Origin of the sequence: Sphingomonas panni, from assembly GCF_022664435.1 — a bacterium.
GTDB lineage: Bacteria > Pseudomonadota > Alphaproteobacteria > Sphingomonadales > Sphingomonadaceae > Sphingomonas > Sphingomonas panni.
On record NZ_JAKREU010000005.1, the window covers coordinates 147,250 to 160,229 of the forward strand.

9 protein-coding genes and 1 pseudogene are annotated in these 12,980 nt (G+C 65.4%); 3 read left to right on the forward strand and 7 right to left on the reverse strand.

The genetic code is table 11. From position 1 onward, the window contains the following. Nucleotides 1-37: 37 nt before the first annotated feature. Genes MF609_RS11450 through MF609_RS11470 form a run of 5 tightly spaced genes read right to left on the reverse strand, consistent with a single transcriptional unit; the run spans nucleotide 38 to nucleotide 8,722 of the window. Nucleotides 38-1,597, reverse strand: coding sequence for a hypothetical protein (locus MF609_RS11450; RefSeq protein ID WP_242416444.1), 1,560 nt, complete (start codon nucleotides 1,595-1,597; stop codon nucleotides 38-40). Further along, nucleotides 1,594-3,471, reverse strand: a complete 1,878-nt coding sequence (locus tag MF609_RS11455; RefSeq protein ID WP_242416445.1) for a hypothetical protein — start codon at nucleotides 3,469-3,471, stop codon at nucleotides 1,594-1,596. Before MF609_RS11455 ends, MF609_RS11450 begins: the two co-directional genes overlap by 4 nt. Before the next feature lie 8 nt (nucleotides 3,472-3,479). Beyond that, nucleotides 3,480-4,289: a phosphoadenosine phosphosulfate reductase family protein gene (locus tag MF609_RS11460; RefSeq protein ID WP_242416446.1), complete on the reverse strand. Its 810-nt coding sequence runs from the start codon at nucleotides 4,287-4,289 to the stop codon at nucleotides 3,480-3,482. Between the two features lie 49 nt (nucleotides 4,290-4,338). Continuing rightward, nucleotides 4,339-7,770 (reverse strand): ATP-binding protein, encoded by a 3,432-nt coding sequence (locus MF609_RS11465; RefSeq protein ID WP_242416447.1) that lies wholly within the window; start codon nucleotides 7,768-7,770, stop codon nucleotides 4,339-4,341. Beyond that, on the reverse strand, nucleotides 7,763-8,722 hold the full coding sequence (locus tag MF609_RS11470; RefSeq protein ID WP_242416448.1) for a DUF4007 family protein: 960 nt from the start codon (nucleotides 8,720-8,722) through the stop codon (nucleotides 7,763-7,765). Before MF609_RS11470 ends, MF609_RS11465 begins: the two co-directional genes overlap by 8 nt. 155 nt (nucleotides 8,723-8,877) lie before the next feature. Between MF609_RS11470 and MF609_RS11475 the strand changes: the two genes are divergently transcribed. Further along, complete coding sequence (locus MF609_RS11475) at nucleotides 8,878-9,171, forward strand: DUF736 family protein (RefSeq protein ID WP_242416449.1); 294 nt, start codon at nucleotides 8,878-8,880, stop codon at nucleotides 9,169-9,171. 492 nt (nucleotides 9,172-9,663) lie between these two features. Here the strand turns inward: MF609_RS11475 and MF609_RS11480 are convergent, their stop codons facing one another. After that, complete coding sequence (locus MF609_RS11480) at nucleotides 9,664-10,827, reverse strand: acetyl-CoA C-acyltransferase (RefSeq protein ID WP_242416450.1); 1,164 nt, start codon at nucleotides 10,825-10,827, stop codon at nucleotides 9,664-9,666. A 55-nt stretch (nucleotides 10,828-10,882) separates the two neighbouring features. Beyond that, a pseudogene (locus MF609_RS11485) lies at nucleotides 10,883-11,083 on the reverse strand (3-hydroxyacyl-CoA dehydrogenase); the annotation flags it as partial. Between MF609_RS11485 and MF609_RS11490 the strand changes: the two are divergent. Continuing rightward, the gene (locus MF609_RS11490; RefSeq protein WP_242416451.1) at nucleotides 11,073-11,309 is read left to right on the forward strand and encodes a hypothetical protein; all 237 of its coding nucleotides are present in this window, start codon (nucleotides 11,073-11,075) and stop codon (nucleotides 11,307-11,309) included. The pseudogene MF609_RS11485 and the gene MF609_RS11490 sit on opposite strands and share 11 nt — an antisense overlap. A gap of 388 nt (nucleotides 11,310-11,697) precedes the next feature. Continuing rightward, nucleotides 11,698-12,960 (forward strand): nitrilase-related carbon-nitrogen hydrolase, encoded by a 1,263-nt coding sequence (locus MF609_RS11495; protein ID WP_242416452.1) that lies wholly within the window; start codon nucleotides 11,698-11,700, stop codon nucleotides 12,958-12,960. Nucleotides 12,961-12,980 lie beyond the last annotated feature (20 nt).

A 12,980-nucleotide genomic window follows, 5' to 3' on the forward strand; every position in this document is an offset into this window, starting at 1 on the left:
GAACGGGCGGCGACCCTGCCCATGAGTTGGAGCGGCGTCACGGACGGGCCATTCTACGTGCGAACGGATTGACGACGTACGCGCAGCCGTCGGAAAGACGGTTCAGCAGCCCCATGCTCGCCAACCGCGCTTCCAGCCGCTCGCGGTTCCGCTCGAAGGACGACAGGTCGTAGCCCTCGGGATTCAATGCCCGTTCCGCCTCCACGGGACCGATCACCAAGCCGTAGAACTCGTACAGGCCGGCGAGGAACTTCCCGAACTCGAGCCGGACCGGCACCCTCGCCAGGACGAACGTCTTCAACAAGGCGTCCGTCGGGGCGTAGCGGTTCCGGTTCGTGCCGCGACTGGACACGAGCCCGACGTTCCGACCGTAGCTGAGATGTACCAGACCACCGTTCTGATCGAGCTTGGCGTCGACCGCCGCGTCGAGACCGGCTCTCAATTGCTCGATGGTCCTCGCGTTCGCCTCCTTCGGCGAGTACGCGAACTTCTCCTTCAGCATCTCCTTCATCTCCTCGAGACGCTCGTCGGGATCGACCTCATCCAACCCTGGAAGCCAATGGGCCAAGCGATCCGCCAGATGGGCGCCCACGCCCCGCCGCAACAGCGCGTCGTTGCCGAGGAACGACGCGACGGACCGCTGACGCACGAGTTCGCGCCTGGGCGATATCATCTCGCACACAAAGGTCGGTCTCGGCGCGGACGCGAGGGCCGCAGCGGTCTCCAACTGGTAGATCATGACGTGCAACGCCGCCAGAGGTGCGAGATGGGCAAAGGCGTCCCGTTCCGGAAGGGAGAGGTCCAGCACCGCGAGCCAGTCCTCGGCGAGGCGGTCGAACGCAGGATGGCTCACGTACGGCAGGAACATCTGTCCGCCCTCGGGCCGGTCGGGCCGCTCGTCCGTGGGCGCGCAGAGAAGCGACACCAGCCGATGCTTCGGATCACCTGGGTCGAAGAAGCCATCGAAACGACTCCGGAGGTCCGCCGCCCGCCGCGCACGGCTGAGCATCAGGTACACGAGTTCTCCTGTCCTGCCGAACACCGTGTAGTCGCGCGTCACCCGACCACGTTCGAAAGTCGCATCGGAGTACAGCCCGGCCGTACCGAGCGGGAAGATGAAGCGCGAGGACCAACGCTTGTTCAGACCCGACTCGATCGAGGTCTGCCGCACCAGGGCCACGAGGCTGGCGAAGTGTCCGAAGTCCCGGAAGCGCTCCTGCAGATAGCCGAATCCGTTCGGCGGCATGCCCTCCACGTCCTCCATCCCCTCGAGCCATTCGCGCCAGGCCGACGCGTGATCGGTGTTCCTCGCGGCGATGCGTGCCACGTCGCCCGAATTGAACAGCACGTGCCGCAGTCCCATCCGGAACCGCAGCGAATACGGATAGCTGCTCCCGGGGATGGTCGGCGCGAGGAACCCCCCTTCGCGGTGAAAGGCCTCCGCCACGTTCAGGAACTCGAGGAAGATCAGCCAAGGCGTCTGGCGATACCAGATCCTGTGACCGAAGACTGCCTCCTCGAGCCAGATCGACACATCGCGGAAGGCCGCGGAGGTTCTGCGTACCTCCATGAGGTTGGCCGGGGTCAGGTCAATCATAGCGGAAGGTTCAGCGACTTGGGCTGCAGGACGTTGCCCGGCCCGGGATGGATGAGAGTGAGCTCGTTCGCCGGCGACTCCTGGGCCAGTGCGTGGTATTCCGTCAGCAGACGGCTCTTGAACGCCATCACGTCCTCGTTGCACTCCTTCGAGAAGCTCGCGGGAAGAGCTCCGTCCGCGACCCGCATTAGGAACTCGAACCGGAAGAGATGGAGGGGATAGTCGATGCCTTCCCGATCCGGACGCAGCGTCACCCGCAGGACGGGGAGCATGCCATCCGGCGACACGATCTGCACGCCGCCGCCCGCCCAGCCACGACGAAGCGACAGCTCGAGAAGCAGGACGTCGCTGATCGGTGCCGAACTGTAGTCGAGCCCGGTGCTGAGATAGAGCGTATCGCATTCCGCCACCAGCATGCCGGTCCAGATCCGGTTCAGACCGCAGACCAGCGACCGGATGACCGATGGTTCGATCGGGCGTTCCGCTCGCAACGGCGTCAGAACGGCGCTGCGGTACCGCTGAGCGGTCTGGAACATCGTGAGGCGCCAGGGATCGTACCGCTGATCGCCTTCCGGCAGCCTGAAGAAGAGCCGTCGCCGCTCATCGGCGAGCGCAGCGAGGAACTCCGCCACGTCCTGACGATCGTCGTCGCCGTTGACATACGCGCTCCGCAGGCGTGCGAAGCCTTCGGTCGCGCCGAACACCGGATCGTCGCCGAGAAGAAGGCGGTGATCCTCCGCCAACGCATCGTGCCCCTCCCCGAAGACGATCAGCGTATCGAGGAGGTTCGTGGTTTCCTGCCCCACGCGGAAGCTGCCGAGATGTCCGAACACCGCGAACTGTCCGCGACGGTTCGCCGGAAGGTTGAAGCCAAACAGGTTGCGGTAGATCGACGCCTCCCACCCCCGTTCGGAGATCGCGGAAGCCCGCAGGTCGTCCACCCGCATGACGTGCTCGCGAACGTCCGCGTTGCCGAGCAGCGCGTTGACGAGCAGCATCAGGACCTCGCGGATCGACACGTGAAGTCCATTGGCGTCGCACAGGTCGGCCAGTTCGAGCAGCCGCTTCTGGAAAGTCGGATCGCCGAGGACGCCATGGTTCCTCCACAGAGGAGACGACCGGGAGAACGCGGGATCGCTCCCCTCATCCTCGAAGCAGTCCCACTCCTCGCGGTCGAGCAACGCCTTCAGGGCTCTATCCAGCAGGTCGGCGGTCCGCATCCGGCTGAGGTTCAGGAACTTCAGACGCACGCCCGCCAGATCGCGGGTACCGGTCGCGAGCAGCTCCTCGAAGACCGCGCCGAAGGCCTTGGCCGGATGTGCATCCGGCAGCGAGTCCCAGGCCTGCACGAGCTTCCCGTCGTTCACCGCCAGGACGAAGTACTCGCCGGTGTCGTCGCGCATGGAGGCTGCGAACCGTTCCAGCAGGTCGAGCTTCCCCTGCGGCCAGGCCTCGCCGGCCGGCGGAGCGAAACCGCTGAACTCGAAGATGAAATGGACTCGTACGGTTCGACCGTGCCGTTCCACCTCCAGTTCGAGATGGTCGTCGCGGTTCTCACCGGACGCCCGTCGGTCGTCGCCCCCGAGCGAGGCCCAGAGATCATTGCACAACGTGGTCTTGCCATCCCCGGCCGTCCCGGTGAGCACGACGTTCGACATGCTGCCGGACGCCGCGCCGAACGTTCCCATCAGCTCATCGAGTACCGGGTGCTCGAACCGCAGAGGATCGACGCCGTAGGCGTCGGCAAGGTCCCGGATCGTCTCCGCGTACATCCCGTCGACGCGGTTGACCGGTCCGTATCCCCTCAGGAACGAGACCCATGCCTCCCCGCGGCTCAGGCGCGTCCGCTCCTTCCTCCTGGCGGCAGCAGCCATGCCGACGCTCAGAGCTGACAGATCATGCAGCCTTCGCGCACCGGCGAAGGCACGTCCAGACCGCCGAGCACGGCCACCAACGGTCTGGCTGAACGGTCGCGGCGCGTCGCCTGCGCCCGTCGGTGACGCTCCTCGATCTCCGCCATGCGCTCCGGACGCTCCAGGTCCGCGAGCGGCTCGTCCGTCCAGTAGAACACCTTTCCGTTCACCCGGTTCGGCCGTTCGTAGGCCTTCGCCTCCTCGAACAGATGCGGATAGGCCTGCTTAAGCCGGACCCACTCGATCTTCTGCTGGTAGAAGCAGAAGAAGCAGCCGGAACGGGTGCGTCCCCATTCGGTGTAGGGCGGAAGGCCCAGACCCGCGTCCTCTAGGATCCGGACCACACCGGCATAGTCGATGCCGTCCTCGCGGAACGGGAACACGGCCTTCAGGTTCGGCTTGTGGCTGATGTAGCCCACGCGGTCCTCGTCGGCCCGGATGCCGACGTAGTTAATGCAGGGTTCGTCGCCGATGTACTGTTCGAACGGCTTGAGCTTCAGAAGATCGGTGCACCACCGACGACGATTGGACGGCAGCATGCCGCCCTTCGAACGCAGGACGTCGTCGAAGCCCTCGCGAGTGGTCGTCCGGATCACCCGCTTCCCGAGATAGGCCTCGAGCCGTTCGATGTACTCGATGGTATCGGGAAGCTCCTTGCCCGTGTCGTGGAAGATGTACTCCATGCCTTCCACGCGGTCCCGCATGTAGACCGCGAGGGCGGTGCTGTCCTTTCCACCTGAGAGGCTGAGGATATGCCGTACGGGAGGGTTCTCTGTCATCCCCTCACGTTAGCAGGACGACGGCGTATCGCCAACTTGGACGAGACCGTCAATCGATCCGATTCTCGAGGCTGGCCATGAGCATACGGGTGGCGGCGAAGGCCCCAGCCCGCCCGTTGCGTTCGAGGAACGCCGCTATCTCGCCTTCCAGGGCAGCGAGTTCCTCCCCCTCCAGTCCGACGGGACGCAGCACCTCCTCGAGCTCCCGTCCGTTCGACGAGGTGACGACCAGCCGGTAGGCATCGGACCCCGCCCCCTCGTCCGAACGTCCGTCGAACGCAGCGGCCTCCACGCGTCGGAACCGCCGGGAGAGTTGCGGCACGCGATGCAGAAACTCGACCTCGTCGCCGTCCCCCCATCGTTCCGGCGGCTTGCGGGCGACGGTGCTCGCCAGCGATTCGAGCCAGGCACGATCATCGAGAACGGTGTCCGAGAGGCGCAGGAGGAAGGTCTTCAGCTCAGGCTCCGTGACGTTCTCCACGAGTCTGCGCGCCCGGTCGCCCGCGACGGCTCGGATCCCGGCAGGCTTCGTCTCCCCTACCTCCAACGCACTCGCCAACCCTTCGAACAGGCGTCGCAGAAGATCCGGATAGGCGTCCCGCAACTCCCGGACCGCCGTCCTGACCGTGGCGACGAACACCTCCGCGTCACGATCCGGCATCGCGTCGACCACGCCCACCGGGTCGAGGCCGCAGGCGCGTGGCATCTCGGAGAACAGCAGCGCAGCGGGATCGCGTGCCGCCGTCAGAGCGTCCCGCAGGGCGACGGTCGCGGCCGACAGGCGACGCGTACGGCGCGCATAGTCGGGGATCGTAGCCACGAACCGGCTCAACGGTCGCACGACGTCCAGCAGTTCGAGATCCGCCCCGTCCCGCTCCACGCCGATCGCTTCCGCCAGACGACCGAACACGCCGGCCCGGACCCCTACGATCGAGCAGTGCTGCAGGGTGAAGTGTTCCGACTCCTTCACCATCCGGACGAACTCCGGGCCCCCTACCTGATCGAGGTAGGTGCCGTCCTCGTACACCGCGGTATGGTGCCAGTGCGCAGCCAGATAGATCGCGACGACGAGCGGAACGAGGCCTTCCCTGATCCCCAGCCTACCTCCTCTCAGACGGGCCACCACGTCCTCGTAGGGGACCCTGGCGTCAGGAACCGCGAGAAGCAGGTCATGGATGGCATCCAGCGCGGGACGCAGACGCAACGGGTCGTCGTCCGCCTCGGGTACCACGACCGCCCATCCGCCATCGCGTTCGACGTGGACGCCGCCGCGGCGCAGCACCGACAGGTAGATCGCGCGCTCCGGCGGCGTGCCGGTCGACGGGATGCCGAGATCCGGAACGTGCGACCGCGTCGCGAGCGCTTCGATGACCAGCGATCGCGCTCTAGCAGCGGCCGAACTGAGGACGCGACGATTGATGAGTTCGTTCCGGATGATCGGCGACTCGTCGAAGGCGTTGTCGCACACGTCCGAAAGATGCGTGATGAGCTCGCGTTCGGTCGACAGGCCGAGCCGCCTCCCGCCGCCGAACCACTCCGTGGCACCCGATCCGCCCTCGACGAGGCCCGCTATCGCGCGGCCGAGTCGATCCTCCGACAAAGCGAGTTGGCGGGACGCCTCGGCACGGGCGAACCGGTCGCCCGCCAGACCTTCCGCGTTGTCCCGCACCCATCGCCAGGCCTGCACGTCCCGAAGCATCGGATCGATGCCTCCAATGGGCAACGGCACAGCGATGATAAAACGGGGATCCAGCACTTCGGACGCGCCCTCAATGAGATCGATCGCGACGTCCCGCTCGGTACGGTCGCGCGTCAGCACCACCAGGACCCGACCGTCCGCGGCGGCGGCGCCGTCCGGTATCGGGCTCGCCAAGGCCTCCGCTAGACGTTCGGTGCCCACGTACACCCGTTCGAAATGCCTCAACGCACCAGTCTCCACGTAGTGGCGACGGGCGACCAAGGGATCGCGCGGCAACGAAGGCAGCAGCGATCGGACGCTGTCGTCGGTGGACACCGCCCTCAGCCCGAGCTCGAAGCTCGCTTCGAGGTCGACGCTCGTGTTCGGCCAAAGCGACAACGTGCCGGAGGATCCGCGACGATGCAGCACGCGATTGGCGGCCATGAAGCGCGCCACCGCTTCCCGTGCCTCTTCGGCCCTCCGCGCGTCGCTTCCGGCCACTGCGAGGACGACTGCTTCGAGATTGGAAGGGAGTGCCGGATCGTCGAGCACGTTCAGAAGCGCCACCGTCTTCAGCACGGCCAGTTCGATCGGGGAGGAGACAGCCGACGATCCGACCACGGCGGAGACGATCGCCCAGCGCGAGTTGGTTGGCCCGAGGGAAAGGACTCCGGCGAGATTGGCGTTCACGTAGTCGTACAGGTCCGCGATCCGGTAAGGCGTCGCACCGCCCAACGGACGACGCACGTACTCCGCCAGACCGCCGGGCTCCGATGATGCGAGGAAACCGAACAGCGACCTTTCGTTCTGTCCGAACCGCCGGAACACGCGCGAAAGCAGCGGCAGCGTCGTCGGATCGAGCGGAAACAGACGTGCGGACAACGCCACGAGTTCCCGCCGCGACGCTCCGGCTCCGAACCACCCCGCATCGACGGCGGCCCGCATCGTCCCCTCCGCCTCATCGACCAGTCGATCCGGAAGACCATCCACCCGCACGCCCAGCGCGGCGGAAACCAGAACCGCGATCTCGTCCAGGGGCGGAGAGTAGACGATCTCCTCGAACCTGCCCGCAACCTTCTCCCATTCCCGACGGGCCATGCTCGGCAGGCCGGCGGCATAGCCCGCCACCGACTGATGGAGGATAGCCACGACCATGATCGGAGCGGTGCCGCTCCGGACTGCGGCTTCCGCGAGAAGCTGCAAGAGGAACACGTCGTCCAGGCCGCCACCGGCCCACGCCGCATGCTCCAGGTTCTTGCCCAGCTCGTCCAGGACGATCAGGACGCCATCGCCCGTTCCAGACGCCCGGCACAGTCCGGCGATCTCCTCGATCGCTCGAAGCACCCGTTCCGTCTCCGGGGCGTCCGCGTCGCGCAGGAGCGCCTTCGTCCTGCGATCCAGCGCGAAACCGAAGCGCGAGGCGCTCTCCCGGAGCCCCCGCAGCAGCGAACGACCGATCGGTTCGCGCTGGCCGGCCGCCACGATCGGAAGGAGGCGGATCCGCTCCGACGCCTCGTCTCGGTCGACCGGAACGCCCGCGTCGGCCGCCATGCGGCAGAGCGCCAGGGCGACGCTCGACTTCCCCGATCCGTAGTCCCCGGTCAACCGCCACGCGCGCTCCGACGAGCGCGGCAGAAGGCCGCGGGCCAGCCGGCGAAGCGACGCCTTCGCGAAGGGCGTGGCCACGAAGCGTTCGCTTGCCGCGGGATCGTCGAGATCGCGGTCGATCCGTACCGAACGAAGCCGACCAGCACGGATGTCCAGAACGGAGGAGATCGGAAGGTCGTCCGGTGCCTCAAGCATCGCCCATCCCCGCGACGGGCGCGTCCCGCCAACCGTACACGTCCCTGAGCATGGCATCGACCGGAACCGTACCGACGCGCCGGACCGTGGTCTGCACGTTGCTCTCCCGCAGTTCAAACCCCGCTTCGGGCCGGGCGGCCAGATCCTCGAGTCGAGCGAACGTCTCGTGCTCGGACAACCGGAACACCTGACCCGGGCCACCCTTGGCGAAGGCGATCTCGCGGAGGGGCGCCGTCTCCTCGTCGGGCTGGCAGGCGTCCCACCACTTCGACAACGCGTAGCGGAACATCCCCTGCCCCAATCCCCGCTTGGGCAGTCGATCGAACGCGTACATCGGCTCTCGCCTGCCGCCGGTCGCCTCCCGCTCCCCTGCGAGGGCGACGAGCCGCAACGACGCGAGTGGACTGTCCAGTCCGTCCTCCCCACGTCCCGAACCGCTGGGAAGGTAGGTGTGGAGCCAGACGTCAAAGTGCTGCCGCGCCGACACTGGAGACAGACGCCTGCCCGTGCGCTCGGCCTCGTCGAGGAACGCGGCTACCGTCCCCGAAGGGGTGAACGTCGGTTCGACGCTGCGGTTCACCAGATACTCCCATGCGAAGAACCGGCCCGTCGCGGCGGTGGAGATCGTCCAGTGTAGCCACCACATGGTCTGAACGTCCTCGAGGAACGGATCGCGTCCACTGGTTCCGAAGATGGCTTCACCCTCCGGGGTGAGCGCCCAGGCATCCTGGCGGCTGGCGACGCCGTACGCCTCGATCCAGCAACGCAGCGCCTCTACCATGTTCTTGCCCAAGCCCAGATCCACTACGCCGCGAACCGGATCGGTGAACACGTCCTCGCCAGCCTCGATGGCCGCCACGGCCTTTGGCAGCCACGGGAAGCGCAGCGCAAACGATTGATGACCGCCGAAGCGGTAGCCTCCGCCCTGCGCGGGCTCGGCGTCGATCTTCATTTCAGAACCAATGCTTCAATAGTTTCAAATTCGACCCCCCTGCGGGGACATTCGACGATTTCCTAGCTGCGGATCGGAGCTTTGTCATCTCGGACATGAAGGTATCGCATGGGCGAGGAGACCATGGTCGAAGGAACCGCGAAGGAGGAAAAAGCATGGAAGTGGAAGCGGGTTGGCTGGAGATGCAGCAGGACGGGTGCCTTACAGGCGTGCTGCGCACGCTCACCCTCAACATCCATATGGAACTGAGACCCGTCGTGGCTGGCACGTACCAGGTCCGCGTAGCGGGCGGGTGGATCATGGGCTCGGCCGCGATGCGTCCGACGACGCGCACCATCGATATCGACATTCGGTCGCCGGAACTGCATGGCCCCATCCGTCTTCGTGCCGAGATGCCGGACGATGGTCGCGAATGGCGCCTCGCATGGACGCCACCTGCCGAACCCTGAACGCCACGCCGCCGATCTCCGGTCAGTTTCTCCTTCGGGGCCCCGGACGGGCAGGCCTAGGCTTCGTTCGCAATAGGCGAGCGGACAACAGGAACGGCCGACTACGTTATGCCCGCTCCGAGACTAACTAGCTCAAACGGCAGCCTGCTGTCGTTTGACGTCCGTTGCATCTCTCCACGAACTGGTCCGACACTGAAGCGAACGCATGGCGTAGCATGATCTCGAAGCGGGCTTCGTGGGGAGTACGGCGCCGTCATCCACCGGTGGTACGGATCATTCGCGGTAGCGCGAATGAATGCTATTGAACAGTCGATTCCTGCACGGAGCCTACTTACCCTTAACGGGAAAGGCATGCACCGCTTGTGGCGCGGGGCTGCTAATGGGCGATCGGTCCGTGGCCTACCCCCTCGCAAACCACAACCGAACCTCCCGGAGTGCGGCATTCCGTCGGTCGCCCTGCAGTTTCCACGTCAACGGAGCTCGATCCGAGCGCTAATAGAGAGCCTCTCCGATGGTAACATTCGCGATGCCTCCGCCCTCGCACATCGCCTGAAGGCCGAACCTCAGATTCCTCGCACGAAGAGCATGGACCAGCGTAGCGAGCAGCTTCGTTCCGCTCGCCCCGAGCGGATGTCCCAGCGCGATCGCGCCTCCGTTTACGTTCATCCTATCGTGTTCCACCGACAAAGCCATGGCCCACGCCATCGGAATCGACGCGAATGCCTCGTTGACTTCAAAGAGATCGATGTCGTCGAGCGTCAATCCGACGCGGGCCAGCGCCTTCCGCGTCGCCGGGATCGCTTCCTCCAGCATCATCACGGGATCCCCCGCCGATACGGAGAGACCGTGCACTCGGGCGATCGGTGTCAGACCGTGCTCTCTCAAGGCCTTCGCGCTGACGACGAGCGCGGCCAAGGCTCCATCCGCCATCTGGCTGGCGTTCGCCGCAGTGATCGTCCCGTCCGACACGAGCGGTTTCACCGCCGCGATCGCCTGGAGGGATGCGTCGTATCTGATGCCCTCGTGGCGATCAATCGTCGCGCCGTCGATCCGTATGGGAACGATCTCCGCGCTGAACGCGCCCGCCAAGGTCACCGCCGCGGCGCGGCGATGGCTCTCCAGAGAGTACGTATCCATCGCATCCCGGGACAACCGATACTTGTCAGCGACTGCCTGCGCCCCTTGGAACTGGCTAAATTCCTCAACGCCGAACCGGCTGCGTATCGATCGGCTCCATGGACCCTCTCCGATCCCAGCCTGTTCGTGAAGCAGGTAGTTGGACCCCATCGGAACACGCGTCATGCTTTCGGCACCGGCGGCGACGACGACGTCCTGCGTACCGGACATGACTGCCTGCGCCGCGAAATGGAGCGCCTGCTGCGAGGAACCACACTGCCGGTCGATGGTGACCGCAGGCACGGTCTGTGGCAACCGGGAAGCCAGAACGACGTTCCGGCCGAATGCGAACGCCTGTTCGCCGGTCTGGCTGACGCAGCCGACGATGACGTCCTCGATCGCCGCGGGATTCAAGCCGGTCCGATCCAAAAGGCCGTCGATGACGGCAGTTCCCAGATCGGCCGGATGCATGCTCGAGAAGAACCCCTTGCGCCGCCCGCCGGGCGTACGAACCGCGTCAACGATGTATGCGTCTGACATTCTCAAAATCGCCCTCCGGTTTCTACGATCGTTCCTGGACCACGCGTCCTGCAGATCAGCGCGGAGCCATCCGGATCGCTCCATCCAACCGGATCGTCTCGCCGTTCAGCATTGGATTGGCGACGATAGATGCTACCAGCTCGGCGTACTCTTCAGACCAGCCAATTCGGCTCGGATGAGGGACCTGCCTGCCCAGACTCTCCTGGGCTGCTTCCGGCAGTCCCTCGAGCATCGGCGTCCAGAAGATGCCCGGTGCCCGCAGCTTCGGTGCGCTGACGTCGGCCGGCTGCTCGAACCGCGACGACTACCAGACCCTCATGGGCTGGAAGGACGTGTTCGTATGCCTGTCCTGCATCGAGCACATCGAAGAACTCAGACGATGCGGCTGGTGCGGAGACGCGACCAACGGTGACATGGCGGGGTCGCCCGTCCTTGGCTGCAGCGCCTGCGACGGCAACATGAAGCTGCTGTACAAAGACTAGGTTCCGGGCCAACGGTGTCGGCAATTTGACGGCCCCCGGACACAACGGGCGGCATACTCGGCGCCCGGCAGGCGGCTCTTTCCACCGTACCCGAGGAAGCGGTAGACCTGCGGAACGTGGGGGTCATGCTTGCGCTGCCGTCGGTGCACTGTGCACGCAACAGCCGTCCGTCAGATCCGTCCCCAGAAAGCTACGGAAGCTTACACCTGGAGCAGGCGCGGTTTGATCTCGTCACGCATCGCGACGCATGCACTCCCACGAGCCATGGTACCTTCCTGTCAAGCGGCGAGAACAGTGCTACTAAAATCGACCCGTTCCGATTCGCGGACCGGAAACCGAACGCGAGCATGGCGGAATGACACCGGGGGAGTGGGAAACGGAGGCGAGGTTGATCGCCGCGGAACAGGCTCACGAAGAGGACCAGGACGTCGACAGCGTCCGTACTCGGCTCGTCGCGCTCGATCGGTTGATGCGGAGGATGCCGAAGAAGACCGCCCAGCGGTACAAGGCCATTCCCGAACCGATGCTCAGGGACCTCGCGGTGAAAGCGGGTGATCGCCTTCAGACGGGACTCTCGGCCTGGCTTCCGATCGACATCCTCGATGCGGCGGCCGCTCAGGTACGCGCTCTCGACCACTTCCTTTTCCACCATCGCCCAGTACGCGGGAGACCGAACGATCCGAACGAGGACTTCCTCTGCTACGACCTCGGGGTGCACGCCATCCCACGCGCGGCCGCGTCACCGCCGTCGAATCCGGACGACGTAGGGACGAAGACCTACCGGCGAAGGGGCGTGATATGGCACCGGCTGCTTCCGCGCGTCACCTCTAGCGGCCATGTTATCAACCTGCAGTGGCATCGCGACATGTTCCATTCTTTCCGGAGCACGGGCGCCCAAGTCGTCTCCGCGCTGTTCGACGGACTGTTGCTCGAACGTGACGAGACGTTCGAACGGTTCGTCGTGAGCAGCGCGCATTGTTCCGACGAGCATGGAGCGCTCGAGCAGCACGTCGCTGCCGCCTTCACAGAAGGGGCCGTCATAGCGGTCTGGCCCGAACTGACCATGCCGGAGCCCCGGCGTCGCATGCTCGCAGATCTGCTGAAGGCGATGTCGGCTGCCGCTCCGCTCGGTACCGGTCCGTCGTTCGCCGCTGCGGGAAGCTGGCACGAAGTCGAAGACCGGAAGGTGCGAAACCGGATGCACGTACTCTCGCGTTCCGGGCAGCCGCGGTTCCATCATGACAAATCCATTCCACTCGAAAGCAAGACTCTGGGTACCGAAGAGCTCGAGGAGAGCGATACCCTGGCGGTCCTCATCATGGAGGACGCCCTGGTCGCCTTCGCGATCTGCCGCGACTTCTGTGAAGACCAGATCGCCCGCGCCTATCTCGAACTGGACGTGGACCTCGTCGTCGTGCCCTCTTACGGCGACGTCAATACCATCGACGCGCATCGACACATGGCGCAGACCCTCGCGACTGATTTCGGCACGCGCACGTTCGTAGTGCAGCAAGTCGTCCCTGAGGAGGTGTCCTCGTCCGGACTGGGCTACGTCCTGCCTCCGGAGACGTCCCCCACGGCCGCGTCCACCGCGAGCCTTGTAGTGAACGATTTGGCGAGAAGGCATCCAATCTCGTTCAAACGAGTTTAAGGATGGACATGCTACTGAAC

What these genes read in the sequence shown, in the direction of transcription:
- MF609_RS11450 (WP_242416444.1), bottom strand. Translation starts at nt 1,597, where the DNA reads ATGATTGACCTGACCCCGGCCAACCTCATGGAGGTACGCAGAACCTCC.
- MF609_RS11455 (WP_242416445.1), bottom strand. Translation starts at nt 3,471, where the DNA reads ATGGCTGCTGCCGCCAGGAGGAAGGAGCGGACGCGCCTGAGCCGCGGG.
- MF609_RS11460 (WP_242416446.1), bottom strand. Translation starts at nt 4,289, where the DNA reads ATGACAGAGAACCCTCCCGTACGGCATATCCTCAGCCTCTCAGGTGGA.
- MF609_RS11465 (WP_242416447.1), bottom strand. Translation starts at nt 7,770, where the DNA reads ATGCTTGAGGCACCGGACGACCTTCCGATCTCCTCCGTTCTGGACATC.
- MF609_RS11470 (WP_242416448.1), bottom strand. Translation starts at nt 8,722, where the DNA reads ATGAAGATCGACGCCGAGCCCGCGCAGGGCGGAGGCTACCGCTTCGGC.
- MF609_RS11475 (WP_242416449.1), top strand. Translation starts at nt 8,878, where the DNA reads ATGGAAGTGGAAGCGGGTTGGCTGGAGATGCAGCAGGACGGGTGCCTT.
- MF609_RS11480 (WP_242416450.1), bottom strand. Translation starts at nt 10,827, where the DNA reads ATGTCAGACGCATACATCGTTGACGCGGTTCGTACGCCCGGCGGGCGG.
- MF609_RS11490 (WP_242416451.1), top strand. Translation starts at nt 11,073, where the DNA reads ATGCCCGGTGCCCGCAGCTTCGGTGCGCTGACGTCGGCCGGCTGCTCG.